The following is a 26981-nucleotide window of genomic DNA, read 5'->3' on the forward strand; positions in this document are numbered from 1 at the left end:
CGCATTAACTGTATGCAGGACTCGTAAGGCAGAAGAGACTGTCGTCAGCTATCCCGTAAGCGACATCGCCTGCGTTCAACCTAACGATTGCACGCCCTGTAAATTCGCCGAAGGCGGGCAAGACAAGGCACATGCTCGTCAAAAGGAAACATGCAAAACTCTCCCTAACTGGGCCACGGCCAATTCGAACAGCGGGATGCATGTGTCCACAGATTGTAAACCGTTCCGAGGTCGCCATTTCAGGAAAGTGGCAGAATCGCAAACTGCCAAAATCGGCAAAATCCTCTTCACTGACGTCGACGTTTAGGTTCTCATAAAAGTCCGATCGCCGAGTATCATGATTGCCACGTACCAGGAAAATGCCCACCTTACGATTTGCCGTCCGCCAGCTACGCAACTCGTCCTCGTAGTCTGTTCCAGCAGCCACCGAGGAATGTATGAAGTCTCCTACAATGATCAGTTGTTGCGCACACAGCCGGTCTACTTCACGTGAAATTGCGTGAAGCATGGATGTCGATGTGCCGGCCGGTATTGGCAGTCCAGCTTTGCGAAAAGTACTCGCCTTACCAAAGTGCGTATCCGCAAGAATTAGCGCACGCTGATCCGGCCACCAAACCATTTTGCTTGGAAGCAAGGTGAGACAAGTATCCTGTACGTCGATTCGGATTTCAGGCAACAGTTGCATACTAGTGAGTTTACGACTGCTGCGAAAATTGCCTAGGCGGCCGAGTAGCCGTTTAGGTTGTAGCAACGTTTGCGACCGAAGTGGGCAGCTGCTTCCTGCAGCTTCTCTTGGCTGGTCGCAAAGAACGTTCCGCGCCAGCGATCCTGCGAAAGCAGCACCTGCTGCATCAGCCACAGCTCCGGAGTCATCTTGAGTCGCTCAAAGATCGACGCGGTCTCAGGCGACAAACTCTGCTTGCCCTCGCGTTGCATGCGAGCGGTCTCATCGACCAACCAACAATATTGACCAAGCGTAAAACCTTCGATCAATCCCGCACGCTTGGCCCCAAAGCGGCGACGGTCCTCGATCGGCATGAGCCACAGATCGTCTTCCAAACCCTCGCTGGCCCGGCTGGCTGCGATGCTACCCGACTTGGCAGCCTGCAGGTCGTCCATCCGTCCCAACGACTCGACATGCAACAACCGCTCGTAGAGCGACGTGTAACGCCCCAACTCCGGCAACCTCGATAATCCCGCCGCATACCGGTTATTGTCGATGTACACCAACACCATCAACGCCGCTATTTCATCCAGCACCGCCACCGACTTGTAACGTCCTTCAAAGAACGCGCCATGGCATCCATCCTCAGCGTTGGCCAGGCGCGAGAGCGGCTGCTTCAAGTCCTTCATGAACCAACCCAAGTCCATCAGACGCAGGCGCAGTTTCTCCACCAGTTCTAAATCCAGAGCCTTCTTGGCCAACCACTCCGGGTCCAGTTCGACCATCTTCTTGCCTTTGACGTAGGGCGGATGCAGCGTATACCAGCGGCGTAGCACTTCTTCGGCCGACCAGCCGCGAGCCGTCTCGGGATCGATCCGCAACATGAAATGCAAATGATTTCCCAGAATTGCAAAGGAGATGGGCACGATAGCGTAGTACATCGCCAGTTCAACCAGGCGATCGCACACCCACTGCCGACGATCGGTCGTACCGATGTTGAGCAGCTTGAGCTTGCGTACGCAGCGCGTAACGCAGTGATAGATCTGGCAGTAATCGAGATCGACAATTTGATTACGAGGTCTGGTCATGATGGTTTCGATGCCTCCATGGGTAAATGAGAAACAGACCGCTGCCCCAACCGCAGCCAAAAACCTATGCACCATGGGCGTATGCATGCATCATGGGCCACACAAGTCACCGCTGCCGCCGAGACCGTCACGTGAGCGAGTTCACATTTACTAGGATAGGGACGCGTCAAGGGCAAAAACGCTTTTTCAGACTCGCAATGCGCGTAAATCCCTGGAGAAAACGCGTAAAAAAATTTGCGAATTTTCGAATTGTGTTAATCTGTGCACTGGGAATAGTTAGCTAACTCGCTACCTTCGTAAAGTTTTTAAGTCCTGTCCCAATGCTTTGATAAGGATTGAAGCATTCTCTCCACACGCTGCGCGAAACTCTCGCTACTTAGCCGATCACGCAGCCGATCCGCGATAAGCGGAAATGCTAGCGGAGTAGGTCGCTTGAGATTCTGAATTAAGATACGGCTGTTAGTCATTCTGCTCATAGCCGCTTGCAAACGGTCCGCTTCCAATTGATGTTGCAATACTTCTCGATTAGCCTGCTGCAATAAAAGATTTTCGAGGTCATATTGAACAAAGACATCGTAGAACAGGTTGCTGGACGCTTGCAGATGTTTGGCAAGCTTGCGTTGCCCGGGGTAACCTTGGAATAGCAGGCCAGCCACGCGTGCAATTTCGCGAAACTGTCGCCGGCTCATTTCCGATGCGTTCAAACTACACAGAATATCTTGGCCGACGTTTTCTAAGGCCAGCAAGTTGGAAATCGATTGTTCAAGGGGTGGTTCCGTGGGCGAAACCAATAAGAATCCATAGTCATTCATGGCCATGGAGAACGAAATGGGTTTAATGCGTGATAAGCGTAGCGCCCATAGAGCGGCCAGTCCTTCGTGTACCAGTCGGCCCTCAAACGGATAAACAAACAGATAGTGTCCGTCCCGATCTTTCCAGCGTTCAATGAGCAATTCGTCATGAGCGGGTAAGGTTGACCAACTGAGTTGAAGTTCCAACATGGGTCGAACAGCCTTCATGGCCTGTCCTTTGTAAACGCCAGCGATGCTCTGTTCTAGCTGTTCTCTCATCGCTTGAGACAGTTCAGTTGACAATGGCATGCGGCCGCCCATCCAGCGGGGTATGGCAGTTTCTTGTCCACGACCGCGTTTAACCCAAGCGGTATTGTCATGGACTCGTACCAATTCCAGTAGCTTGCCCGCTAGCATAAATCGATCGCCAGGGGACAGTCTCGCCACGAATGTCTCTTCGACAGTTCCTAGAGCCTTGCCGCTCATGTACCGCACCTGCATGGCCGCATCGCTGACAATTGTGCCAATGGACATGCGATGCAGGGCAGCTAATCTCTTGTTGGTCATGCAATAACGATCATTGATCAATTCAATGCGGTGGTAGTCCGGGTAGGCCGCGAGGCTGGAACCTCCCTTGGTCGCGAAGTCGATTACCCACTGCCACTCTTCGTCGCTCAGCTCTTGATAGGCGCCTGTCCCACGTACCTCAGCCAGCAATTCTGCCGAGCGAAACCCGCCGCCGAGGGCGACGGTGACCACATGTTGCGCCAAGACGTCTAGCGGTTTACTGAGCGGAATGCGTTGTTCGATATGCCCTTCGGCTAGGGCGCTCTTGAGGGCAGCGATCTCAACCAACTCCAGGGCATGTGTTGGAACAAACGTGATCTGACTGGCCTGTCCCGGCTGATGTCCGCTACGGCCAGCTCGCTGGATGAGTCGCGCACAGCCTTTGGGGCTGCCGATCTGTACTACCCGATCGACGACCGGAAAATCGACTCCTAGTTCTAAACTGGAAGTGCAAACGCAACATCGCATCCGACCATCGCGAAGGCGATCTTCGATCCACCAACGCAACTTTTGATCGAGCGAGCCATGATGAACCGCCATCTGACCCGCAAGTTCCGGTAACTGTGCTAGCAATGCACGATACCAAACCTCAGCTTGCGACCGAGTATTGGTAAAAACCAGCGCCGACTTTGATAGCCTTATAATTTCTGCGACTTGTGGAGCCAAGCGATGTCCCAGGTGGCCAGCCCAGGGAAATCGCTCCATGTTCTCTGGAATCAGCTCTTCAATCTGAATCTGTTTTGGGATCTTGCCTTTCACCAAGGTGGTCTGTCCCATCTGTGCGGGGCCGACCAGAGTCTGAATTGCCTGTCCCAAATTTCCTAAAGTTGCCGAAAGGCCCCAGATTCGCACGCCGGGGCAAAGTACTCGAAACCTTGCTAGTGCTAGCTCTGTTTGGACACCACGTTTGCTACCTAGCAATTCGTGCCATTCATCCACCACGATCAAACGCAGCTGAGAAAAGCGTTGGGGACAGTCCTCGCGCGACAACTGAACGGTCGCACTCTCTGGAGTAGTGATGAGGACCTCCGGCAGAGCGATGCTCTGCCTGGCCCGCAACGAAGCTGAAGTGTCGCTGGTTCGCTTCTCGACCTCCCAGTCCACGCCCAGGCCTGCAACCGCCGCGCGAAGGTTCGTCTCCGTGTCACCTGCCAAAGCACGTAGCGGCGTAATCCACAAAACCTTTAAAGCCCGCGAGCGTCGAGAGTTACGCTTCGTCCGTTTGACCGAGGTCGCCGCGCGCTCCGCGGGGTCTGTCCCAAAAGGAGATTGCGAAACTTGCGCGCCTGTCCCATAACTTTGGGCAATGCCAGCATTGGGGTGATCGATTGCTAGCTGTTCAATGACGGGGCCGAGGAAGGCGGCAAGAGTTTTGCCTGTCCCAGTTTGAGCGTGGATCAGACCGTGGTTGCCCTGCAGGTAGGCTCGCCAAGACTGACGCTGGAAGGCAAAGGGCTTGCGGTTTAGCAAGCTAAACCATCGTTCTACGCGATCGGTCGCCTGGGCAAGACTGGCCCGGCTTAGCTTGGGACGCGTCACGATAGCTGACCGCCCAATCCTTGATTGCCCAATCCTTGACCATCAGAATCTTGAGCCCCCAAATCTTGAGCGGCCGAATCCTGATCGACTGTAGCGCGACCACCCAACATCGTTCGAATGGTTTCGAGGGAGTCGGCTTCGGAAATTGGCTTATCCTCACGCCAACGTAAGATCCGTGGGAATCGGACAGCGATCCCCGACTTGTGCCGAGTCGACAATTGAATGTTCTCGAATGCTAGCTCAAACACTAGCTGCGGAGTCACGCTACGCACGGGGCCGAAGCGCTCCAGGGTATTCTGCCTCACGAACCGATCCACACGAGCAATCTCCTTGTCGGTCAACCCCGAGTACGCTTTGGCAAATGGGACGAGCACCTCGCAGTCCCATACGGCAAAGGTGTAGTCGGTATACAAACTGGCTCGCTTGCCATGTCCCCGCTGGGCGTAGATCAGCACAGCATCGATCGTATAAGGCTCGATCTTCCACTTCCACCAATCTCCGCGCGGCCGACCAACGCGATATGGCGAGTCAAGCCGCTTGAGCATCAGCCCCTCAGCGTGCGCTGCGCGTGCACCGCTGCGAATGTGCATCAGCTCTTCCCAGCTACCAGCCCTGACAGCCGCAGGCAGCTGAAATCCACATGTATCTCCCACCCGGCTCAATCGCCCAGCCTCATCCACGTCGCCAACCAAATTCAACCAACCATCTGAACGGGTCGATTCGGCCGCGATACGTGCCGACTGCTCAATCGCCACAGACAATTCGTTCAGCTTATCGCGCCGCTTCGACAATGGCTCCGCCCGAATATCGATCGCTTGCCACTCCAGCAAATCAAACATCAAATATGCCACGGGTACCTCGCGCAAAATCTTTTTACCCAGAGCCTTGCGGCCAATGCGACGCTGCAAATGTGCAAACGGCTGGATCACGCTATCGCGATACGCGACGATCTCGCCATCGAGCACGGTACCATCTGGCAGCCTCGCCGCTACACTTTCCAGTTCAGGAAAGCGATCTTGCATAAGCTCCTCACCCCGCGACCAAATAAACGTTTGCCCGCATCGACGCACAATCTGTGCGCGGATTCCATCCCACTTCCATTCCGCTTGCCATTGGTCGATCGCTCCTAACGATTCAGGCAAGTCCTCTAGGGGATTAGCCAAAAAGAACGGATACGGACGACTGACTACCGTGTCTTCAGCATCAGGATGAATCAGCTGTAGATAAAATTCCGCGCTAGGCTGCCATGAACCCATCAAGCGGTGCGCTAACACTTCCGCATCTATGCCGCTGGCTCGAGCCACCCCGCGCACAACCAACTTTTGCGAGACACCCACTCGAAAAGAACCGGTGAGAAGCTTGTTAAACACCAGGCAAGCCACCTGATCGAGCTCACGCCAAGCGGCCACCACCTCGCGCCGCTGTTCAGTTACCGTTAGCCTCTTTAGCGGCAATAACTTTTGCTCTACCCACTCGGCTAACGTAAACTGTTTCTCTCCTGCAACGGGCCGTGGCACGATCAAGCTGATCGTCTCGCCTAAGTCTCCTACAGCTTCATAGCATTCATCGAATAACCAGGTCTCAATCTCTGCGACTTCCATCGCCCATTGCCGAAGTAGCGAACTACTAACCAATCGCTGCAACTTCTGCCCGCTCAAGAAGTACAACCCCCAAGCCGCCGAGGCCGAATCGGTTTCACGAAAGTACTGGCCGAGCGCTTCTACCTTGTCGTTGGTCTTGTTGGTCTGATCAAGCTGGGCGAACAGTTGGGCAAAGCGTTGCATAACTTGTCCTGGTCAGCCTCCCAGTGCATCGTCATTAGACGGTGAATGAGCGTCCAGTGTCTCCTCACTAGAGAGTTCACCATTGAGTGGTTCATCGCCGCCACTTACTTCAGCCGTTTCACCTGTGAATTGAGTTACGACCACGCGCGCATCCAAGCCTCGAGATCGCAGTGTGCGTACGACTTGGTTGGTATAGCCGTGTGTAACCCAAATCTCTTGAGCGCCCGTTGCCGCTATGGCTTGCATCAAGTCTTGCCAATCAACATGGTCAGATACGACAAACCCTCGATCGACCGCTCGTCGCCGACGAATACCGCGCACGCGCATCCAACCGCTCGCCATTGCCGTCGACACGTTTCCAAACCGTCGGACCCAGGTGGAACCAAGCGCCGATGGCGGGGCTACAATCAGCGCTTGCGACCAGTCAAACCGAGCAGGCGCTTCTAACACAGACTTCAGCTCGGGAAGTTTTACTCCACATGCACGATACGCGCGTGCGGCGCTCAGGATCGCACCATGTGCAAAGATAGGACCGATAGAACTATCGACCGACGCTAGCAATCGCTGTGCCTTGCCAACGGTATAACCCAGTAGCAAACTTGCTCTGCCCTGCTCTTGATTGGTGCGCCACCACTGATCGACCTCTGCAAAAATCTTTGCTGGGCTGTCCCAGCGGTATAGCGGCAGACCAAAAGTTGATTCAGTGATGAAAGTGTGGCAACGTACGGCTTCGAAGCTAGAGCATGTTGGATCGCTCTGCAGTTTATAGTCGCCCGAAACAACGCACACTTCGCCGCCAACCTCAATACGTACTTGAGCCGCTCCGGTCATGTGTCCCGAGGGATGAAGTGACACCCTCGCTCCACCGATTGTTTGCGATTGACCAAAATTGGCCAGGCTGATGCGAGCCTGTGAGCCTAATCGCATTTGTAAAATTGCAGCACCATCGCGCGCCGCTAAATAGCTGTCGCAGCCATAACGCGCATGATCGCTATGAGCGTGCGTAATAATTGCACGACGGACCGGCCGCCACGGGTCGACGTAGAAGTCGCCGGCTGAACAATAAAGACCCTCGGGAGTTTCCTGCAGGATCGGCATCGCCCGTCCATTTTTTTCCGTGGAAGAACATTCACCGAGTCAATCGACTACGCGCGACATCGACGACACGAGATATCGACAATAAACACTGGGTGCGCAAAGCACAGTCGAGGCCAGATGAAACTACTGCGGAACTTCCAACCACAACTCCTCACCCCGCACTTCAACTGGAAAAGTGGCCAGCAGCTGCCTGCCGGTCAACATGTTCTTGCCATTGGTCACATCGTATTGCCAACCGTGCCACGGGCAAGTGACGCAACAGCCGTCCAGAGTTCCCTTGGCAATCGGCCCACCTTGATGAGCACACATGCCATCGACCGCGGAAAAGCCTTCGGGAGTCCTGAATATCGCAATCACCCTTTGGCCAATCAGCACTTCCCGGGCGCCGCCCTCCAGATCAGCTATTGTGCAAGCCAAATGCCAGTTCGTCTCAGACGCGCGCCGGTCAGTATCAGACATGGTGATAATACAATCACGACAGTGAGTATGCTGGGAGCCTGGCAGGGCCTAAGCCAGCCGGGCAATAGTCGCAGAAGCCTGGCGAGTATACCGCAAATCGGCCGCGGCGGTTAAGATGTTAGGCAGCCCAGTTGCCCACCCCGGTCAGCATCAACTCCACCCTATTGAAGCTCCAGGAACCCACCTACAGCCATGTCAACAGTCAGCGGTTCGCCACGAACCATGTTTCAAAAGATCTGGGACAATCACGTCGTTCATGCCGAGCCAGGCAAGCAAGCCATGCTGTACATCGACTTGCATCTGGTTCACGAAGTTACTAGCGCCCAAGCCTTCGAAGGCCTCAGACTAGCCGGCCGCCGGGTTCGTCGCCCAGAACGCACGATCGCTACTCCCGATCACAACGTGCCGACCAACAATCGCAACCTGCCGATCGCCGACCCCATCGCCCGACAGCAAGTGGACACTTTGCGCGAAAACTGCAAGCAGTTCGGTATTCGCCTGTACGACCTCAACGACATTCATCAAGGCATCGTGCACATCATCGGCCCGGAACTGGGATACACGCAACCTGGCATGACGATCGTCTGTGGCGATAGTCATACGGCCACCCATGGTGCCTTTGGCGCTCTGGCCTTTGGCATCGGCACCAGCGAGGTAGAGCATGTACTGGCTACGCAAACGTTGCTGCAGTATCTACCAAAAACTTATGAACTGCGAGTCAACGGCAGTTTGCTCCCAGGCGTCACGGCCAAGGACTTGATTCTGTATTTGATCGGCCAACTATCGACCGATGGAGGTACGGGGTACGTGCTTGAGTACACCGGTTCAGCCATTCGAGCCTTGTCGATGGAAGAACGCATGACTGTCTGCAACATGTCGATCGAAGCAGGTGCGCGTGCCGGCTTGATCGCTCCCGATGAAACCACCATCAAGTACATGCAGGGTCGCCCCTTTGGTCCCAAAGACTTTGATGCAGCTGTGGCCAAGTGGCGTCAGTTGCCTAGCGACCCTGGAGCTACCTACGACAAAGTTCAAGTATTCGAAGGTGCAAACATCGAACCTCAGGTGACCTGGGGCACAAACCCCGGGCAAGTCGCTTCGATTTCCTCTCGCGTTCCAAACCCGGCTGACTTTAATGACGAGACCGAACAGAAAACGACAGCTCGCTCGCTTGAGTACATGGGGCTGTCGGCTGGTACACTACTGAGCGACATCGCCATTGACCGCGTCTTTATCGGTTCATGTACAAACGCACGCATCGAAGATCTGCGAGCGGCTGCGAAAGTTGTTCAGGGCTATCGCGTGAGCTCAAAGGTCAATGCGATGGTTGTCCCAGGCAGCGGTCAGGTGAAACGGCAAGCTGAAGAGGAAGGGCTCGATCGAGTCTTTCGCGAAGCTGGCTTTGATTGGCGCGAAGCTGGATGCAGCATGTGTTTGGCTATGAACCCCGACCGACTCGAACCCGGTGAGCGCTGCGCTTCGACCAGCAACCGCAACTTCGAAGGACGTCAAGGCAAAGGGGGACGCACCCACTTGGTCTCGCCCGCCATGGCTGCCGCTGCGGCTATCGAAGGTCACTTCACTGATATTCGACAATGGAACTACAAAGCCTAAGGTGACATTGGCTCCAGCCCATGGTCGACCCCAGATACCTATGACACAACACTAGCGCTGGATCCGGCGCTCGCCAATCGACACTATTCAACCACAGTCTCTAACGACGTATCAAAATAGCAGCTAAAACATGCAAGCTTTTACCACGCACACCGGACTAGTCGCGACGATGGATCGCGCCAATGTCGACACCGATCAGATTATCCCCAAACAATTCCTCAAGCGCATTGAGCGAACAGGATTTGGACAGTTCTTGTTTTTCGACTGGCGATTTCTAGACTCTGGACAGCCCAATCCCGAATTCGAACTCAACCTGCCGCGCAACCAAGGTGCTTCGATACTTGTTACACGTCGTAACTTTGGATCGGGTTCCAGCCGCGAGCACGCTGTGTGGGCGTTGGATGACTATGGCTTCCGAGCGGTGTTGGCGCCATCGTTTGCTGACATTTTCTTCAACAACTGTTTCAAGAACGGTGTGCTGCCAATTGTGCTGAGCGAAGAGCAGATCGAAGACCTCTTCAATCGCGCAGCCGCTACCGATGGTTACCAACTGACTATCGATTTGGAGAAGTGCGAAGTAACTGACCAGCAGGGATTGAAGCTGAGTTTTGAGGTTCAAGAATCGCGTCGTCACTCGCTCTTGCATGGGCTGGATGACATCGCCATCTCGCTTGAGCAAGCCGACAAGATCACCCAGTACGAGCAACTGCACGGAATAGCGTAGGTCCATATGAACGGTTTTGGTTCACGCGGTAGTTTTCCCGGAACGCGTATGCGGCGCTTGCGACGCACGTCGTGGGTGCGCGAGTTAGTGGCCGAGAATCGACTGACGAGCAACGATCTGATTTGGCCATTATTTATTCTCGATGGTCAGAATCGCGAAGAGCCAGTAGCTAGTTTGCCGGGCGTCAATCGACTCAGCATCGATCGCATGCTTGAAGAAGTGGCTCAGGCGGTTGAGCTGGGCATTCGCTTGGTTGCGTTGTTTCCCGTAACGCCTGCGACGCTGAAGACGCCAGACGGAGAGGAAGCACTCAATAGCGATAACTTGATCTGCCGAGCGACGCGCGCGCTGAAGGCTCGCTTTGGCGACCAGGTTGGCATCATGGGTGATGTAGCCTTAGATCCCTATACCTCGCATGGTCAAGATGGTCTGCTGCGCGACAATTACGTGGTCAACGACGAAACGGTTGAGGTGTTGTGCAAACAATCGATTGTCCAGGCTCAGGCTGGGGCGGACATTATTGCTCCATCGGACATGATGGATGGCCGCATTGGAGCAATTCGACAGGCGCTCGACGGCGCGGGCTTTCAGCACGTCCTGATTATGTCTTATGCAGCCAAATACGCGTCTGCTTATTATGGACCGTTTCGCGACGCAGTTGGTTCGAAATCGAGTTTGGGTTCCGGCGACAAAAAGACTTATCAGATGCAACCATCGGCCAGTGATGAAGCTCTGCATGAAGTGGCGCTCGACTTGTCCGAGGGCGCCGATATCGTGATGGTCAAACCTGGTATGCCGTATTTGGATATCGTCTCGCGAGTGAAACGCGAGTTCCATGTGCCCACGGCCGTATACCAAGTCAGTGGCGAGTATGCCATGATCGCGGCGGCCGCACAAAATGGCTGGCTAGATCTGAACGCCTGCGTGCTCGAAAGTTTGATCGCTTTCAAGCGCGCAGGTGCGGATATGATTCTTACCTACTATGCGCCGCAGGCGGCTAAGTGGTTGTAAGACGGCTACTAATTCTCTGGAGACGGTTCGAGTACGATTGGAACTTCACGTCGCGATTGTTGACGAAAGATGGTCATTGGGATTTGCTTGCCGGAGCGCGTCAAGCCAACTGTCTTGACCAAATGCCCATCGTTTTCGATACGTGTACCATCGAAATCGAGAATGACATCCCCAACCTGAATACCAGCTTTCTCGGCTGGTGAACCAGGTAGCACAGACTTAACCAAGGCTCCTTCAGCGTTTGGCAATCCCAACTGTCGGGCCATAGCACCGGTGAAGTTGACTTCCAGCACGACGCCCAAGTAGGCCTTCTGCAATTTACCGCGGGTGATTAGCTGATCGGCGACCAGCATTACCATGTTGATGGGTATAGTGAAGCCAATGCCCTCGTTGCCGCCTGAGTTACTGGCGATCGCGGTGTTGATCCCAATTACTTCGCCGTTTAGGTTAAATAGCGGACCACCGCTGTTGCCTGGATTGATGGCTGCATCCGTTTGAAAGAAGTCTTGGATTTCGATTTCACGCGAGCCGAGTTCTAAGTTGCGTCGGCCCTTCGCGCTTAAGATGCCGGAGGTTACTGAGTGATTCAGGCCGAAGGGGCTGCCCACGGCGATCACATGATCGCCGATTTGCATTCTATCGCTATCGCCGACTTGGGCATCCAGCAAGTTGTCGCCATCGATGAGCATGACGGCGACGTCGGTCGATGGATCAACCCAAATTCGTTTGGGTCGCAGCTGTTTGCCACCGTGTAGTTGCAGACGAATGCCCGAGGTTTCCGCCGGATAGATCACGTGCCGGTTGGTTAAAACGTAGAGCTGCTCGCGGATGCGTACGATCACTCCGGCTCCGGCTTCGTCGACGCGGCTACTGGCCAAGCCGGAGTTGTTGTGTTCCGCTTTCTTGCTAGCCTCGATGTGCACGACGCTGGGCATCGCGAAGTTGACGACATCGCGAGTGAGATTATTCATCCGCTGCAGATAGCTGGCTTCTTGCTGCAGCCGCATGAACTCGCGCTGGCGATCGTTGTGCGAAACCAGAACTTCGCTAGAAGGTGCGGTACCGACCGCGCGATCAGGGTCGGCTCTCAAGACAACTTGTGCCTTGACGGGTCCCGACTGGACGGAGACGAACGCAGTCACTAGGGCGAGAGCGACCAGGCTTGTCCGTCGGTGGGAGCATACGAACGCCGGTTGGGAAACTTGCATTAGGAACCTCAGCTGGAGCGCGAAGGATAGCGAGTGTTGGGTTAAGCCGCCTCGATGTCCCACAGGGAGGTAGCTACGTTTGGTGCCCACTGGCTATCGGCATTCCGGCCGAATGCTGTCTAAACTAAACCGGCGGGTAGACCCAATGAGGTCTGCCCGCCGGTCGCAGGTGCGTTAAATTCTTATATTGCTAGCAAGTCACAATTTTCGGCTTTGCGAAACTGTGTTGTCTAGTTTGCGTGCGCGGCCGCCGATTGGGAAGCCGCTGCCGCTTAGTAGGGTTCTACGACGTTGGAATCGTACGCATGTCCAGAACGTCCAGTCCAGGTGCTCCCGCTATTTTTCTCGGCCAGTCGTTGGCAATTAATGCAGAAGCGCGCGTACGGCACAGCTTGTAGGCGAGCCAAGGGGACGGGTTTTTCACACTCGACGCATAGTCCGTAAGATTTATCTTCAAATCTCAGCAGGGCTTCTTCGATCTGCACCAGTTCACGCCCCTCGACTTCGGCCATTTGACTGGTCACTTCCTCGTGCGCGGTATCCAGAGCGGCATCGGCCAAATCTCCGGATGCCAGGCTCAGTTCGGCCAGCGCGGTCAAGTCACCCTCCAGCACGCGACGAATAGCGTCACGACGATGAATCAGTACTTGCCGCAACTTCAGTAGCGCGTCTTTTCGGCTCATGGCTTGTACCTTTTTGCATAAGGTGTTCAAAAACTGTACGGTTGCGGTTAGAAACAACTCCGCCCGGTTAGCGGAGGTCGGGGAAATCTCGGGTTGTCTGTTGCCTGTTTAACTGTCACGTTGCGGCGGTTACAACATTTAATGGTCAATTTCCCCAGTCGGGCGTACAGGGCGTAGATATAGTACGCAGCAGTACGGCAGTAAGTTGTTGAATTTTGGAGAACTCGTTTAACAGTGCCATACCATCCTGTTTACAACAGGGGCAGAGAAAACCACTCACGTAAACAACTTTTCCAATCATTCTGTTTTGGCAGTTCAATCACTCCGCCCATAACGGTTGCAAAGCCCGTACCGTGAAAACTTGCCATCCTGCGGAGGGCCAAAACGACAGTTAGTTTTGCCAACGTCCTGCTCGCCATCATCGTCCGTCTCAAGCGCGCCTGTCCCATAACTGTTTTGCCTGCAAAACCCCCTAAAACACAAATGGGACAGACCCCAAAGTTCGCCCTCGCCCCAATCCCCGCCGTAAATCTCACTTTCACCCGCGCGCCTGTCCCAAAAGGATTTTTGGGGGCAGGCGATGCTAGCAAAATGCGTCGTACCGCTCATTTGATCTCAATGGGATATCGCATCAGCTTCTCCAAACCCCAGATGGGACAGACCGCACAGTACCGCCATTACTAGCGCGCCTGTCCCAAAACACTTTGGCGGTGGGGCAGTGCTAGCAATGGGGGATTGCGTAGGCGGTTGCTAGTGAGGTGGCAGTGGCGCGCCTGTCCCAATTGAATTGGGGATTTGGGGTAGGACGAGAAGCGGGGCGCCTAGGGTAACTGGCGTTTGGCGCTCCCACGGCTGAGTGACCAGCTGCCGATTGGCTGGGACCTTGTCGTTGTAGAGCATAGTGATCAAACGTTCATATCCGGTTACCATGGCACGCAGGCTCCAGCTCTGAGCCATGTGGTCGCGACCTCGAGCTCCCATTTCATTGGCTAGCGGGGGATTATCAAGTAAGCGAATGACTGCATTAGCGGTTTCTTCGGCGCTGCCTGGGGTCGTTAAGATCCCAGTCACGCCGTCGATGACCGTTTCGTGAATGGAGCCGACGTTTACACTTACCACTGGAATGCCGCAGGCCAATGCTTCGAGAATCGAAACAGGGTTCGCTTCGTTTCGGCTAGTCAGTGCAAAGACGTCCAGCCCGGCCAGGATATCGGGCGTGTCGCTACGTGTTCCCAGTAGATGGACGAAACGCTGCAAGCACAACTCGGCAATCTGCCTCTCTATTTCTATGCGCATGGGACCATCGCCGATGATGACGAATCGCGTATCGCTGTGTGCCCTCAGAATATCGCGAGCTGCCAATATAAATTGTCGGTGATTTTTCTCCTCGCGCAGGGCGGCGACAATTCCGACCAGGGGCGCGTGGTCAGGAACCTGCAATTGTTCTCGCAGCCAAGCGCGTCGTGAAGCGTCAGGCTTGAAGCGATCGGTATCTACGCCATTGGGAATCATGAATACACGTTGCCTGGGAAACCCTTCCCAGTTGATCAAAAACTGCGCATGATCTTGAGCCACCGCAATGAATGCGTCGGTGATCGAAGTCAGCTTTCGGTTCAACTGTCCAACTCCGTCTGGCCAGCCTGTTGAATGCAATGCGCTGCAGATGACTGGCACCCCTGCCAGCTTGGCGGCTAAGCGTCCCCAGAACATTTTGTCACCTGCGCCGATGGTCACCACGGCATCGGTTTGTGAACGCCGAAAGCGGCGGACGAGTTTCCACAGTACGCGAATGTCGTATTTATGGCGGAGCACGTTGGCATGCACGGGAATCTGCTTGCTCAAATCCAATCCCAACGGCCCTGGCTCTTTCAGGCAGATCACCTCAGGATTGAGCACTCTCTTGTCCATGCGACCAATCAAGTTGACCAGCAGTGTTTCAGCGCCCCCCACTGGCATGCTGGTCAACACAAAGCTGGTATTCAGAGCATGCGTGCGATGTTCAGCCTTGACAAGTTGACCGTTTGCTTGTGGTCCAGAGTGTTGCGGACCGGAATGCGAATGCGAAGTGGATTTCATTATTGGAGGGCTCCAACCAGAAAAGGGTACCAGTAGCAACCGAAGGCTACTCAGGGGACAAGCACAGGCTTGCAGGAATCGAAGGGATCGAAACAGGCAGATCAAGTTGTTTCAAAGTTGGTGAGCTGGTAAGGCCAGACGAGCAATATTCCGGTTCGGAAAACGGCAATCGCCAGTTGTTGGTCAGCTTGCGAGGGTCGAGTGTCAGCCAGCGCTTCAATGTTTGCATCCCGGGATCAGCGTGAATACGACGCAGATGATAACCAGGCGAATCCGGCCAATTCCAAGCACCGTAGGCGGTACAAAACCCCTCCAGCCCGCATTTGATCAGTAAATCCACGGCCGCTTGTGAAGTGTTTTCAGGCAGACCAAAGGGGAACGAAAAATAACGTGTCGGCCCTAGTCCCCATTGGCTCAGTTGCTCGAGGCATCCGCAAATCTCGCTGGTTAACTCGTCAGCGTTTACCACGCGGCCCAGATCGCAATGAGTGCGCGTATGCGCGCCGATCTCGATACCAGCGCAGTGCATCTCTTGAATCTCTGACAGTGAATTGGGCACCAACGGTGTGCGTTGACGAACGTCGTGGGCAAATGGCTTGCCAGATGCAATCGCATCGGTTACTACAAAGTAAGTCGCTGGCAAACCACGTCGCACGATCTCAGGTATCGCAAACTTGCAGTTCTCTGCGTAGCCATCATCAAAAGTTAAGGCTACGGTTGGTCGCGAGTTCAGCGGACTGCGAATGCGGCGCTGAGCTTCAGACAACGACACGATGTCGAAGTTCTCTTCCAACCAGTCCAAGTGTTTGACAAAGTTGCGCGGCGATATAGTCCACGAGTTTGGCTGCACATCGGAAACCCGGTGATAGAACAGCACGGCGATCGGATAACGTCCGGCCTGACTTAGTTTCAATCGCAAGCGTCGGCGGCTGGCGGAAGTGATTTGCAGGTAGAGCCAAGCTGCCCACTGTCGACGACGGTTCGACATGATAAGTGGGTAGATACGCATGATGAAAATTACTGCGACGAAAGACGAGAGCGGCCCAAAACGCAATGCAAGTCTGTCGCGCACTTCGTTACCAAGATCGGTCAAGTTGGACTTTTCGCCTGGCATAAACTCAAGTCATTAGCCAAGCGGCATCGATTATCGCGAGAGTAGCGATTGGTGCGATTGCAGTCTGTCGGCAGAACGTGCAACTCTGCTCCGACTGTAGCGATTATGCAGCTCAGCCAGCGACCAGCCTGCGGGCACTTCCAACGGAATTGCACTTTTGGGCGACGGAATAGCCAGGCGCTTTTCGATTGATACGTGTTAGGCAAACGGTTTCATACTAGAATTCAATCGTTGTACCTGAGTGGCTACATGGCTCCGCTGGCACTAGCTTTTGCTGTTCCTGTTTGTTTGTGGATGCTCGTCGCGCTGCTGCGCGGCTCGGTTCCACTTTCTTGCGTCATTTTTTTGGCAGCCACTGCATGTTTACCGGCGGAGTTTTTTGCCATTGATGCCGCAGGCATGACGTGGACGCTGGATAGACTGTGGTTGGTAGCCCTCCTCATCCAGTTTGGTACCAAATGGTACCGAGGACAGTTGGCCACGTTCCGCCTGGAAACGACGGATGTGCTATTGGGTCTGTTTTTGATATGGTTGCTTGCCCGGACATTCAGTCAGTCGTTGGCTCCACAAACCAAAGAACAGCCGCCAACGATCATGCATTTGATCAATGGCTATCTGATCCCAGTGACCATCTTCGCAGCGCTTCGCATGTCCAAACTTGAAGCCCGCCGATTGCAGCCAGTCATGTGGTGCTTGGGACTCTTGGGACTATACCTCTCGGTGACAGCTGTACTGGAAGTGGCGCAACTCTGGCAATTTGTGTATCCCGAGTTTATTGGCGATCCAACCTTGGGTATCCACTTTGGGCGCGCACGGGGACCGATGCTGCAGTCGGTGCGATTAGGAGTTTGTTTGCTATTAGTGCTGACGTGTTTGACCATCTTTACGGTCTGGCTCAAGCCGTCCAGTAAGCCGCTGTGGTTAGTTTGTTTGTGGTTAGTGCCGCTGCATATGTTGGCTGTGTTCTTGACGTATACTCGCAGCATTTGGATGGGGGCTGCCTTGATTGTCATGTTAACCGTGATGGGGTGCCTGACAGGTTTCACGCGACGACTGGCAATTACAGGCATTCTGGCTGGCGCCATGGCGGGATTGGCCATTAAGGGGCCAGACTTGGTGGCTTTCAAGCGTGAATACTCAGCAGCGGAAACACGCGAAAGTACTTATATGCGAGCTAGTTTTGCTTATGTGTCGTGGAAGATGTTCCAAGACAAGCCACTTACCGGATTTGGGTTCAACCAGTTTCAAGTTTACAACCGCCCCTATCTGGCCGACCGTTCCACCGAACTACGCCTGGAGTCGATTCGCGGCTATGTTCATCACAACAGTTTCCTCAGTCTGTTGGTCGATTTGGGCCTGGTCGGTTTTTGTTTGTACACAGCAGTGATGACTTCATTCATGCGGCGCATGTGGCAACTTTGGAATGGAAGGGAAGTGCCCAAGTGGGCGCGAGGCATCGCTCTAGCCAGCGCCGCGATCCTGGGAGTGCACATGCTGCAAATGGCGTTTCACGAAGTCTCTTTTTCGGCGATTGAGAATACAATCCTGTTCGGATCTTGGGGACTGGTGGCTGCCTGCTGTCGTCAATTCGTTGATTCGCCCTCACCTGAAAGCGTTAATGAAAAAGGCCCCGAGTGACCTCGGGGCCTTTTGTTTCATCTGACAGAGCACAGGCCTGAAACCCGTGTCAAGCAGGTTCGTTAGTAACGGTAATGCTCAGGCTTGTAGGGGCCTTCCACTGGGATGCCCAGGTATTCGGCTTGCGAGTCAGTTAGCTTGGTCAGCTTGACACCTAGTTTCTCCAGGTGCAACCGAGCCACTTCTTCGTCGAGCTTCTTGGGCAAGACATAAACTTTCTTGGCATACTTACCGTTATCGCGTTCGATCCACAGTTCCAACTGGGCCAACACTTGGTTGGTGAAGCTGGAGCTCATAACGAAGCTGGGGTGGCCAGTTGCACAACCGAGGTTGAGCAGACGACCTTCAGCTAGAACCAAGACGCTCTTGCCGGTTTCCTGGAAGCGGAACATATCGTACTGAGGCTTGATGTTGATCCGCTCGACCTTGCCAGCTTTTTCAAGCTTGTAAAGATTGGCCATATCGATTTCATTGTCGAAGTGACCGATGTTGCCGATGATGGCGCGATCCTTCATCTTCTTCATGTGTTCGACGGTGATGATGTCTTTGTTACCGGTGGTGGTAATGAAGATATCGGCTTCGCCAATGACGTCTTCAAGCGTTTTGACTTCGTAGCCTTCCATCACAGCCTGCAGAGCGCAGATCGGATCGATTTCGGTCACGATTACGCGGCAGCCTTGGCCACGCAAGGATTGGCAGCTACCTTTGCCGACTTCGCCGAAACCGCACACCACTGCAACTTTGCCACCGATCATAACGTCGGTTGCACGGTTGAGTCCGTCGACCAATGAGTGACGGCAACCGAAGTTGTTATCGAACTTGCTCTTGGTCACTGAGTCATTGACGTTGATCGCTGGGAACAGGAGCGTGCCCTTGCGTTCCATTTCATACAGTCGTGCGACACCGGTTGTGGTTTCTTCGCTCACGCCGCGAATGTCCTTGGCCATCTGGGTCCACTTGCCGGGCTGGGAAACCAGTTCGGTTCGCAGCAGATCGAGGATAACGCCCCATTCTTCAGGTTCGTTCTCAGCATCGAAGGCAGGTACTTTGCCTGCGGCTTCATATTCAACACCTTTGTGGATCAACAGGGTTGCATCACCACCGTCGTCGACCAACATGTCGGGACCGGAACCATCTGGCCAGACAAGAGCTTCGTTGGTGCACCACCAATATTCTGGTAGAGTTTCGCCCTTCCAAGCGAATACAGGCGTGCCCTTGGGGTTATCCAGAGTGCCGCCACGACCGACGACAACTGCACCTGCGGCGGAGTCTTGAGTGGAGAAGATGTTGCAGCTGACCCAGCGCACATCGGCGCCTAGGTCGGCCAGGGTTTCGATCAGCACGGCCGTTTGCACGGTCATGTGCAGCGAACCCATGATCTTAACGCCCTTGAGCGGTTGCGAAGCCGCGTAACGGGTGCGGAGAGCCATGAGGCCAGGCATTTCGTCTTCGGCCAACATGATTTCTTTGCGACCCAGGTCGACGATGGCTTGAGCATCTTCGCGCTTGCCGGCTTCCAGCAGGTCGAAGGCAAGAACTTTGAACTTGGGACGCTCGCTGGCGGCCTTGGTGGACTTGGCTGGTTTAGGACTGGCGACAGCACTCATACTTGATGAACCTTTTTAAAGTGTGAAAAAGCTTTACGATTAAGTTGATTAAGTGGGATGACACGGGATGCAAACCTATGTCACAACTGTGCCGCAGGTGTGTTTGATAACTGCGGTAAACAATTCTGGGCCACGAGCTGCAGCATCGGGAGGTAATTTCCAGTACCGCTCGATTCTCAGCCCGCTTTGATCACACCATCCTTGGAGAAGGTCACGCTCTAACCCTAAACGCACGTGACCCATTTCTTGTCGATACAACTCGCGATCATGTGGGGACATGTCGACGATGATTAGCGGTGCATTCGGCTTGAGCACGCGCGCCGCTTCTCGCAGAATGCCAACACCTTCAGCGAAATACGGCAAGACTAACACCAGCCAGGCGGCGTCCAACTGCGCATCGTCCAGAGGCAATTGGTCCAAACTGGCAAGCTGAAGGGAGACGTTTGCCTGCCCATTGAGCTGTTGTTCGGCAGCGGCAAGCATCGCGGGTGAATTATCTATGGCAATTACCCGTTGTACGAAAGGTGCAACCAATTGCGCCAACGGAGCCGAACCACAACCTAGTTCTCCGACTACCGCCGAGGGTGGTAGCGTGGCCGCCAAAGCGGAGGCGTCAACCCGTGGGCCGAACAGCTCCACCCGCATAGCGTCCCATTGCCCAGCGGCGGATCGGAAAAAGTCCGCGCTGCGCGAGCGCTGCGACAAGACTTGTTCCAGCCGACGATCATCCAAGTTTGTAGTCGCAGCTTCGCCAGCCTGGCCGCGCACCCAGCTCCACAGCTCGCGGCGAGCGTCGTTCCAATTCTCCAGCTCGACTCGGTAGAGATGATTATTCCCGTCACGCCGACTGGCCAGCCATTCCTGACCAACGAGCAGTTTCAGGTGCCGCGATACCGTGCTTTGCGGCAACTGGAGGATCGAACAGAGCTCAGTAACTGACAACTCCTGTCGGTCCAATAGCCGAAGCAACCGCACCCGCGTCGGGTCGGCCAGCGTCTGCAACCAGTCCAAAGGAGCCAAACTGCTAATCATACATCTCCATCCATCTATCCGGATGATCGAATTTTATCTCTTTCCCAACGCTGGTCAAGTGCGCAGGGGGCGATCATAGGTGAGTTTGGCCAAACCATTTATCTTCGGAGTGGTCGGTCCCATAAGGCGGGCGGCGTTTGCTAGCATCATTGAGCGCGTAGGTTTTTGGCCCATGCTGTCTCCCCGGCTGCAGGCGCGGCCTTACCGGTCTGTCCCAAAAGCAACCGCTTGGAATTGCTGGTATTGCGTCGACTCTGGAGCTAGCTTTTCTAGTGGTCTGTCCCATAAGCGAACTGAGCTAGCTTTTTCGTGGTCTGTCCCATAGCGAACTGGGGTGTTTTGCTAGTGTTGATGAAGGAATGGGGGTATTGACCCATGTTTTCTCCCGATTCCGCGCGGGCTGAGGGGGCTGTCCCAAAAGAACGTAGTTTGGAGTTGCTAGCATTGCACTCGAGTTTCGGGACAGAGTCGATGCGGGACCGACGGGCCCACCGGGCGGAGAGGTCCCGATTGTTCGAGGTCTGTCCCATAACTAAGATGTGGGGGTTTGCTAGCATTGCGGAGAGTTTTGGGACAGACCTTATTGGCGTGCCAAGCTCAGGACTAACGATGCTAGCTTTTCGGGAGAGGCCCAACCTTGTTGGACCTGAGCCTGGTGGCGACGGGCGGCCTCCGCTGCTTGGGGGGAATGGAGGACTGTATCGAGGGCGGCTGTCAGGCGGGCTGCGGTTACGCGCGACATGGGGACTACGCTAGCACAGCCGGCGCGCTGGACGATCGAGCCGTTGTCGAACTGATCGAAAGCCATGGGACAGACAACCTGCGGCAGGCCAGCCGCCAGGGTTTGGCTGGTTGTACCAATACCGCCGTGATGGACAATCGCACAAGCGCGCTTCATCAGGTCGCGGAACGGCAAGTAACTGGCGGTGACCACCTGGGGCGGCAGGCTGGCGGGGAATTGATCGGCCACCGAACTTAAGAGCACACCCGGACGATTGAGTCTGCGGCAGGCTTCCGCCCCGGCAGCCAGAAAGTTGCGGGCGTGCGCATGGGCCGAGCCGGGAGCGAAGACGATCGGAGCCTGTCCTTGCAGTGGCGACAATGCATGCTCAATCAAATCCGATGCCGGCTCGGGAAGTAGGTCTCCCGAATCCGCCAGCGGAAAGCCAGTGCACACGAAATTGGCTGGCCAGTCCTCGCGCGGTACGGTGAACCACTCGTCAAACATTCCCAAATTCAAGTCGGGCGAAGCCCACCACTTGTCCAAAATGCGTCGCACGGGCTGCAAACCGGACGAGCGCCGCAACTCGTTAATGGTCGGCCCCAGAATCCTGTCAGCCATCACATCCGAAAAACGATAAAAGGCTCGCAACAGAAAGCGAGGAAGCTTTCTCTCCAACCCAATCGGCGTCAGTTGCGGTGGCTGCGTCAACGAGCGCAACATCACCGGTTCGGGCAACGCCGTACACAAACGAATCTCTGGATGAGCATCGCGAAAAACGCGGCCTGCAAAATCCAGTTGATGACTGACCAGCAGTGTTTCACCAGGCACATACACGCTTTCCAACCAGCGATAGTGATCCATCAGTTGTTCGATGCCTAGGGCTTGCAAAACAAGCTTTAGTCCTTTGCGCGGATGCCAGATATCCGGGTTGCCCACCACCTTGGCAAAGTGCTCTTCCGAGACCAACATGCGCGTACCTAAACCAGCCCGTTCGATCAGCGGCAAATAACGCTCGGCCGTCGCCACCGTTACTCGGCAACCGCGCGCCTGCAAACCGCGGGCGATCGCAATCATCGGATTAACGTCACCTAGGCTGCCTGGTGCGGTGACGATGGTATCTAACATAGAGGCTCACTATACTGGGCGTTCACGTGCTGGCGATGGCGTTCATCCAATCGCACTCTGGCGTCTTCAGATCGAGCAAGTTTACCAGCTATGTCGTATCGATTGGAACCTGGTAGTTATCAGTCCTACAAGGGCCTGCCTTCCCTGGCCGGTCTCGCCTCGCTCGAACAGGCTGCACAGAACGACTGGAGTGTTGAACAGAGCGTCACACGCCTCAAACGCCTGCACTATCTCCTCAGACGTTTATACGAAACATTCGCCGCGCGCATCACCTCAGAACCAATCTACGAACTGAAGGCAGCCTTCAGCCAGCATGCGTACCTGTGCGCTGAACAAGTGACGCTCATTCGCCGCCGCGTTAGCGAAATGCGCGAACCACCCCTGGGCTTGGATAAAGTTCCGCATCCCGCGCTCGAGCGACTGATGGACGAAGTTATCGCCAGCCCCTGCACCGAGTCTCTTCTGCTGGGATGCTACCAAGTCACTTTGCCCGCGATCATTCAAGCTTGCCACAAGCTACAGCAAGATGCTCATCCTCTAGCCGACGCACCAACGGTGCGGGTCGCCAAATTGATCGCCTTCGAAATGCGCGAGGTGCAAGTCTATGGCCAGCAAGCTATCGACTGTCTGCTCACGCCGGAGCTGCACACACAACATGCACAGTGGGTAACGCTGCTCCATCAGTGCCTGGCGGCCGCCGGTGGGCTCGACGGAACCGAACCTCACAATCAATCTGAAACCGACGTGCCCCCGGCCATGTATTCGGCTGAACCGTTCGTCTATCAAGCCGAGCCATGTCGCGACGAACGTTTTATCGATTCGTATAACGCGGGCGTCAATCCGGAAGCCTTCTTGTACGACGAGCAATTTCCGGCTCGAGCCAAGACGCTGATGATGTACTACAAACGTCTGCGTGAAATCGATGTGCCTGAGATGATGGCCAGTATCCTCACCGAACTAGGCGATGAGGAACCGTGGGAATTCCACATGGAGATGAGCCGACAACTGTGGGACGAAGCTCGACACGCAATGATGGGCGAGGTAGGCTTCGTCGCCCAATGCATCGATTGGCGCAAGATTCCAATCAACTTCACCTGGTCACGCAACCTCAACATGCAACTTGACGCTCGCGAACGCCACGGCGTTTTGTTCTTTATCGAACAAGGCTTGATGCCGCGCACTGGCAAACGTTACGAATGGGAAGTTGGATTGGCCAGCGGCGATGCGCTCTCAGGGTTGTTCCAAGACTTCGACTGGGCCGATGAAGTGCTGCATGCACAAATCGGTCGGCGCTGGTATGTACCGCGCTATAAATCGCTCAACGAAGCGCTAGCCTACGGCGATCGGTGCTGGACGAAAGTCCTTAGCCACTGGCGTGACTATCTCGAGAGCGGACTGACGACCCATCGCAACTGGTGGCCAGAAGTCTATCGAGACGCGTGTGCCAATTGGGGCATCGAGCCACATGCGGGCGCTCTGGCATTCAATCAGACTTACCAAGACAAGCGAGCCGACCTGCAGAAGTTGAGTTGACCAAGCGGCACATAAAGTATCGACCCACACTGTTTACCCACAGAAAGACACCCTTCCATGAACCTGGCCGATCTGCCTGGCATTAGCCAATTTCGCCTCGACGGACGTACGGCGATTGTTACAGGAGGTTCCAAGGGATTAGGACTAGCGATGGCTGCCGGCCTGGCATCGGCTGGAGCCAAAATCATGCTGGTTAGTCGACATGCCGAGGAAGCCATCGAAGCAGCCCAGCAGATCGTAGATCACTACGGCATCGATGCTTGTGGTCATGCGGCGGACGTTACAGATCCGGTTCAAGTTCAAAACCTGGTCAAGGCAGCGATGGTGCGTTGGCGCCGCGTCGATATCTTGATCAACAACGCCGGCATCAACATCCGCGGCCCGATCGATGAACTATCGGTTGATCAGTTCGATGACGTTATGCGCACCAACGTGCGCGGGGTGTGGCTGATGGCCCGCGCGGTAACTCCAGTCATGAAAGCAGCCAAGTATGGTCGCATCGTCAATCTGGCCAGCGCTTTGGGGTTGGTTGGACTGGCCAATCGTACTCCGTATACCAGTAGCAAAGGAGCTGTCGTGCAAATGACCCGCACCTTAGGTATTGAGTTGGCTCCCTTTGGTATCACGTGTAATGCCATTTGCCCGGGACCATTTTTGACGGAGATGAATATTCCGATCGCGGACACCGAGGAGGCTCGCGTCTCCATCATCGGAGCCACCGCCATGAAACGCTGGGGGCAAATGCCAGAAATTCAAGGTGCGGCGATCTTTTTGGCCAGTCAGGCTAGCAGTTACCTCACCGGTGGCGTCCTGGCCGTCGATGGCGGGTGGACTGCGCAATAAGCGCGCGCTGGGCCTCTCCCGTCCTTTGAAATGTGGCATTTGGCCTAGTTTTCAATTACTATGCGATGGACCATACTAAACGTGCCCGCAAGGCACGGGCCTATCCCACCCAATGTCCCACCTCAGTGAGTCGATCGCGATGATGATAACTCAATTGCGTTATGCGCTTGTCCTATTGGCGTTGAGCGTTGTTTCCGGCCAGGTCCAAGCCCAGGATTTGTTCCCCGATAAAGCTCTCGAAGCGGCAGTTCGCCAAGAAGTTTTCCTAAAGCGCTACAACACCGAGCCGCTGACCAAAGACGATGTCAAGAATATCTCGCAGGTCAAAGGCAAGGGCAAAGGCATCAAGAACCTGGCCGGCCTGGAGAACTGTGTAGCAGTCCAGGAGATCGATCTCGAGAATAACGAGATCACCGATTTGACCCCGATGGCCGGACTGAAATTGGTCCAATCGCTGACCCTGGCTCGCAATAAAATCGAGTCGATTGCGCCGTTAGCCGAATTGGATCGCATCCAATATTTGGAGCTGTCCAATAACGCTGTGAGCGATATCGCTCCCTTGGCCAAGATGACCAACATGCGTTCGCTGTACTTGTCCAACAACAAGATCACCAAGATCGATGTCGTTAAAGGTCTGCCCAAAGTTCAATCTTTGTACCTCGATGGCAACGCAGTTGAAGACTTCGCCCCAGTTGGACAACTGAAGTGGCTCGACCGCATCGATATCCGCGCCTGTGGCGTGGAGAAACTCGATTTCCTCAAGCCACTAACGGAGCTAACGTATTTGATGCTGGAGGATAACAAGATCAGCGATATAAGCGTACTGGTCGAGATGGCCAAGGCCGATGAACGCAAGCAGTTTGCACCGTTCTGGCGAATCTATCTTTTCGGCAATCCGCTCAGCGATGCGGCCAAGAACGAACAAGTCGCGCAGTTGAAAGCCATCGGCGGACGCATCAACTTGGAGAAAGCTTCGAAGTAAGCACCCTACGCGGCCGAGTCATGTGAATATCAATTCAGCGGTTCCAATTCAGTGATGATGCGCGCCGGCGCCTTCTAGCAGTCCGATGGCCCAGGCGATCGCGATGCCGATCAGCAAAGCCAAAGTGAGTTGCACGCGGTTATGTGAGTGAAACTCCATCTCTGGCAACAGATCGCTGAGCGAGATACACAAGAACACTCCGGCTGAAAAGGCTAGACCCCAGCCGGCCAGGCTAGCCGCGCTGCCGCTGATGTCGGCTCCAAACCAAAACAGCAACGCGCCCAACGGGCACATCAGCGCAAAGCCCAAGTTGACCAACAGCCGTCGGTTGGCCGGCGCATTGTTCATCAGTGATGTAATAGAGATTGCATCCAAGGGCTTGTGCAAGCAGACCGCCAGAAAGGTTCCCAGTCCCGCCAGGCCCGCGCCGTGTTCGTGGCCCGCATGTTGGAGCGCCTCGGCTTTTACACTCGCAGCCAGCGCCATGCCGTCCATCAGGGTATGCAGGCCCAGTCCCAACAGCACGCCCATCCAACGCGGTGACTCGTGGCTGTGACCATGTTTGTGACCATGTTCGTGACCATGATGATCGTGATTGTGTATATGCTCGTGAACATGACTGTGATGGTCACTAGTGTCGTGGGAGTCCGTGGGATCCTGTTGACGCTGGGTCGCCTGAAGTTCGCTGGAGCAAAGATGCGTATCCGCGTCAGTTTCGCCGGTTCCGAAATCGGCGGGACCGTGTTGATGAAAGTGGAAGAAGCGTAACAGAAAAAAGGTGCATAGCAGTCCCAGCATGATGCCCCAAGCGACTTGATCGATGGAATCGGCGCCTAACTGAGCGGCGGCGTGCGGGAGCATGTGAAAAACAGCGATGCCCAGCATTACTCCGCCCACCAGGCTGATCAGTATCTGCATGCCAGTATGCGTCAGTCTCAACCACCTGGGAATCATCCCGCCTACGATCGAGGCCAAGACCACTGCCGCTGAGTAAGCCAGCAGCAGACCGCCGGCCGAAAAGAAGATTTGGGCAAGCGGCGCGAACAAAGTATAGTACTTTCTAGGGGGGGTGAGTCA

General features: G+C 54.9%; 21 protein-coding genes. 7 read left to right on the forward strand and 14 right to left on the reverse strand.

Annotated features, from left to right (window positions below; translation table 11 throughout):
* Window positions 1–4 precede the first annotated feature (4 nt).
* The 6 genes from pdeM to SH573x_RS05485 form a co-directional block, all read right to left on the reverse strand.
* On the reverse strand, window positions 5–685 hold the full coding sequence (gene pdeM, locus SH573x_RS05460; protein WP_479353323.1) for a ligase-associated DNA damage response endonuclease PdeM: 681 nt from the start codon (window positions 683–685) through the stop codon (window positions 5–7).
* A 32-nt stretch (window positions 686–717) separates the two neighbouring features.
* Window positions 718–1752, reverse strand: coding sequence for a transposase (locus SH573x_RS05465; RefSeq protein WP_479353324.1), 1035 nt, complete (start codon window positions 1750–1752; stop codon window positions 718–720).
* 305 nt (window positions 1753–2057) lie between these two features.
* Window positions 2058–4649 carry a ligase-associated DNA damage response DEXH box helicase gene (locus tag SH573x_RS05470; RefSeq protein WP_479353325.1) on the reverse strand — a complete coding sequence of 864 codons (2592 nt, stop codon included), beginning with the start codon at window positions 4647–4649 and terminating at the stop codon, window positions 2058–2060.
* Complete coding sequence (locus tag SH573x_RS05475) at window positions 4646–6433, reverse strand: ATP-dependent DNA ligase (protein WP_479353326.1); 1788 nt, start codon at window positions 6431–6433, stop codon at window positions 4646–4648. The genes SH573x_RS05470 and SH573x_RS05475 overlap by 4 nt, the downstream gene beginning before the upstream one ends.
* Before the next feature lie 12 nt (window positions 6434–6445).
* The gene (locus tag SH573x_RS05480; RefSeq protein WP_479353327.1) at window positions 6446–7531 is read right to left on the reverse strand and encodes a ligase-associated DNA damage response exonuclease; all 1086 of its coding nucleotides are present in this window, start codon (window positions 7529–7531) and stop codon (window positions 6446–6448) included.
* A 123-nt stretch (window positions 7532–7654) separates the two neighbouring features.
* Window positions 7655–7990: a Rieske (2Fe-2S) protein gene (locus SH573x_RS05485; protein ID WP_479353328.1), complete on the reverse strand. Its 336-nt coding sequence runs from the start codon at window positions 7988–7990 to the stop codon at window positions 7655–7657.
* Window positions 7991–8182: 192 nt separating this feature from the next.
* Here SH573x_RS05485 and leuC point away from each other — a divergent pair, with 192 nt between their 5' ends.
* The 3 genes from leuC (at window position 8183) to hemB (ending at window position 11339) form a co-directional block, all read left to right on the forward strand.
* Entirely contained in the window at window positions 8183–9604 is a 1422-nt protein-coding gene (leuC, locus tag SH573x_RS05490; RefSeq protein ID WP_479353329.1) for a 3-isopropylmalate dehydratase large subunit, read from the forward strand.
* Window positions 9605–9734: 130 nt separating this feature from the next.
* Window positions 9735–10328 (forward strand): 3-isopropylmalate dehydratase small subunit, encoded by a 594-nt coding sequence (gene leuD / locus SH573x_RS05495; protein WP_479353330.1) that lies wholly within the window; start codon window positions 9735–9737, stop codon window positions 10326–10328.
* A gap of 6 nt (window positions 10329–10334) precedes the next feature.
* Entirely contained in the window at window positions 10335–11339 is a 1005-nt protein-coding gene (hemB, locus tag SH573x_RS05500; protein ID WP_479353331.1) for a porphobilinogen synthase, read from the forward strand.
* Between the two features lie 8 nt (window positions 11340–11347).
* On the opposite strand, the gene SH573x_RS05505 is transcribed toward hemB, so the two are convergent.
* The 4 genes from SH573x_RS05505 to SH573x_RS05520 form a co-directional block, all read right to left on the reverse strand.
* A complete protein-coding gene (locus SH573x_RS05505) occupies window positions 11348–12430 on the reverse strand; it encodes a S1C family serine protease (RefSeq protein ID WP_479353332.1) in 1083 nt (360 codons plus the stop codon).
* A gap of 389 nt (window positions 12431–12819) precedes the next feature.
* Window positions 12820–13230 carry a TraR/DksA family transcriptional regulator gene (locus SH573x_RS05510; RefSeq protein ID WP_479353333.1) on the reverse strand — a complete coding sequence of 137 codons (411 nt, stop codon included), beginning with the start codon at window positions 13228–13230 and terminating at the stop codon, window positions 12820–12822.
* A gap of 750 nt (window positions 13231–13980) precedes the next feature.
* Window positions 13981–15306, reverse strand: coding sequence for a glycosyltransferase (locus SH573x_RS05515; protein WP_479353334.1), 1326 nt, complete (start codon window positions 15304–15306; stop codon window positions 13981–13983).
* Window positions 15307–15352: 46 nt separating this feature from the next.
* A complete protein-coding gene (locus SH573x_RS05520; protein WP_479353335.1) occupies window positions 15353–16294 on the reverse strand; it encodes a polysaccharide deacetylase family protein in 942 nt (313 codons plus the stop codon).
* Between the two features lie 375 nt (window positions 16295–16669).
* Between SH573x_RS05520 and SH573x_RS05525 the strand changes: the two genes are divergently transcribed.
* Window positions 16670–18058 (forward strand): O-antigen ligase family protein, encoded by a 1389-nt coding sequence (locus SH573x_RS05525; RefSeq protein WP_479353336.1) that lies wholly within the window; start codon window positions 16670–16672, stop codon window positions 18056–18058.
* Window positions 18059–18120: 62 nt separating this feature from the next.
* Here SH573x_RS05525 and ahcY read toward each other — a convergent pair whose 3' ends face one another.
* The 3 genes from ahcY to SH573x_RS05540 form a co-directional block, all read right to left on the reverse strand.
* Window positions 18121–19665, reverse strand: a complete 1545-nt coding sequence (ahcY, locus tag SH573x_RS05530; RefSeq protein WP_479353337.1) for an adenosylhomocysteinase — start codon at window positions 19663–19665, stop codon at window positions 18121–18123.
* A gap of 75 nt (window positions 19666–19740) precedes the next feature.
* Window positions 19741–20697 (reverse strand): ArsR/SmtB family transcription factor, encoded by a 957-nt coding sequence (locus tag SH573x_RS05535; RefSeq protein WP_479353338.1) that lies wholly within the window; start codon window positions 20695–20697, stop codon window positions 19741–19743.
* Window positions 20698–21277: 580 nt separating this feature from the next.
* On the reverse strand, window positions 21278–22546 hold the full coding sequence (locus SH573x_RS05540; RefSeq protein ID WP_479353339.1) for a glycosyltransferase: 1269 nt from the start codon (window positions 22544–22546) through the stop codon (window positions 21278–21280).
* 90 nt (window positions 22547–22636) lie between these two features.
* On the opposite strand from SH573x_RS05540, the gene SH573x_RS05545 reads away from it, so the two are divergent.
* The 3 genes from SH573x_RS05545 to SH573x_RS05555 all read left to right on the forward strand — a co-directional run bounded on the left by SH573x_RS05545 (window position 22637) and on the right by SH573x_RS05555 (window position 25904).
* Window positions 22637–24079: a hypothetical protein gene (locus SH573x_RS05545; RefSeq protein WP_479353340.1), complete on the forward strand. Its 1443-nt coding sequence runs from the start codon at window positions 22637–22639 to the stop codon at window positions 24077–24079.
* Between the two features lie 57 nt (window positions 24080–24136).
* Window positions 24137–24922, forward strand: a complete 786-nt coding sequence (locus SH573x_RS05550; protein ID WP_479353341.1) for an SDR family NAD(P)-dependent oxidoreductase — start codon at window positions 24137–24139, stop codon at window positions 24920–24922.
* A gap of 139 nt (window positions 24923–25061) precedes the next feature.
* Window positions 25062–25904 carry a leucine-rich repeat domain-containing protein gene (locus SH573x_RS05555; protein WP_479353342.1) on the forward strand — a complete coding sequence of 281 codons (843 nt, stop codon included), beginning with the start codon at window positions 25062–25064 and terminating at the stop codon, window positions 25902–25904.
* 48 nt (window positions 25905–25952) lie between these two features.
* On the opposite strand, the gene SH573x_RS05560 is transcribed toward SH573x_RS05555, so the two are convergent.
* Complete coding sequence (locus tag SH573x_RS05560) at window positions 25953–26951, reverse strand: ZIP family metal transporter (protein WP_479353343.1); 999 nt, start codon at window positions 26949–26951, stop codon at window positions 25953–25955.
* Between the last annotated feature and the right edge of the window lie 30 nt (window positions 26952–26981).

The organism is Rania fehmarnensis (genome assembly GCF_056494185.1).

Excerpts from the sequence above, each read along its gene's own strand:
- pdeM (WP_479353323.1), bottom strand. The coding sequence starts at position 685 with ATGCAACTGTTGCCTGAAATCCGAATCGACGTACAGGATACTTGTCTC.
- SH573x_RS05465 (WP_479353324.1), bottom strand. The coding sequence starts at position 1,752 with ATGACCAGACCTCGTAATCAAATTGTCGATCTCGATTACTGCCAGATC.
- SH573x_RS05475 (WP_479353326.1), bottom strand. The coding sequence starts at position 6,433 with ATGCAACGCTTTGCCCAACTGTTCGCCCAGCTTGATCAGACCAACAAG.
- SH573x_RS05480 (WP_479353327.1), bottom strand. The coding sequence starts at position 7,531 with ATGCCGATCCTGCAGGAAACTCCCGAGGGTCTTTATTGTTCAGCCGGC.
- SH573x_RS05485 (WP_479353328.1), bottom strand. The coding sequence starts at position 7,990 with ATGTCTGATACTGACCGGCGCGCGTCTGAGACGAACTGGCATTTGGCT.
- leuC (WP_479353329.1), top strand. The coding sequence starts at position 8,183 with ATGTCAACAGTCAGCGGTTCGCCACGAACCATGTTTCAAAAGATCTGG.
- leuD (WP_479353330.1), top strand. The coding sequence starts at position 9,735 with ATGCAAGCTTTTACCACGCACACCGGACTAGTCGCGACGATGGATCGC.
- hemB (WP_479353331.1), top strand. The coding sequence starts at position 10,335 with ATGAACGGTTTTGGTTCACGCGGTAGTTTTCCCGGAACGCGTATGCGG.
- SH573x_RS05510 (WP_479353333.1), bottom strand. The coding sequence starts at position 13,230 with ATGAGCCGAAAAGACGCGCTACTGAAGTTGCGGCAAGTACTGATTCAT.
- SH573x_RS05515 (WP_479353334.1), bottom strand. The coding sequence starts at position 15,306 with ATGAAATCCACTTCGCATTCGCATTCCGGTCCGCAACACTCTGGACCA.
- SH573x_RS05520 (WP_479353335.1), bottom strand. The coding sequence starts at position 16,294 with ATGTCGAACCGTCGTCGACAGTGGGCAGCTTGGCTCTACCTGCAAATC.
- SH573x_RS05525 (WP_479353336.1), top strand. The coding sequence starts at position 16,670 with ATGGCTCCGCTGGCACTAGCTTTTGCTGTTCCTGTTTGTTTGTGGATG.
- ahcY (WP_479353337.1), bottom strand. The coding sequence starts at position 19,665 with ATGAGTGCTGTCGCCAGTCCTAAACCAGCCAAGTCCACCAAGGCCGCC.
- SH573x_RS05535 (WP_479353338.1), bottom strand. The coding sequence starts at position 20,697 with ATGATTAGCAGTTTGGCTCCTTTGGACTGGTTGCAGACGCTGGCCGAC.
- SH573x_RS05540 (WP_479353339.1), bottom strand. The coding sequence starts at position 22,546 with ATGTTAGATACCATCGTCACCGCACCAGGCAGCCTAGGTGACGTTAAT.
- SH573x_RS05545 (WP_479353340.1), top strand. The coding sequence starts at position 22,637 with ATGTCGTATCGATTGGAACCTGGTAGTTATCAGTCCTACAAGGGCCTG.
- SH573x_RS05550 (WP_479353341.1), top strand. The coding sequence starts at position 24,137 with ATGAACCTGGCCGATCTGCCTGGCATTAGCCAATTTCGCCTCGACGGA.
- SH573x_RS05555 (WP_479353342.1), top strand. The coding sequence starts at position 25,062 with ATGATGATAACTCAATTGCGTTATGCGCTTGTCCTATTGGCGTTGAGC.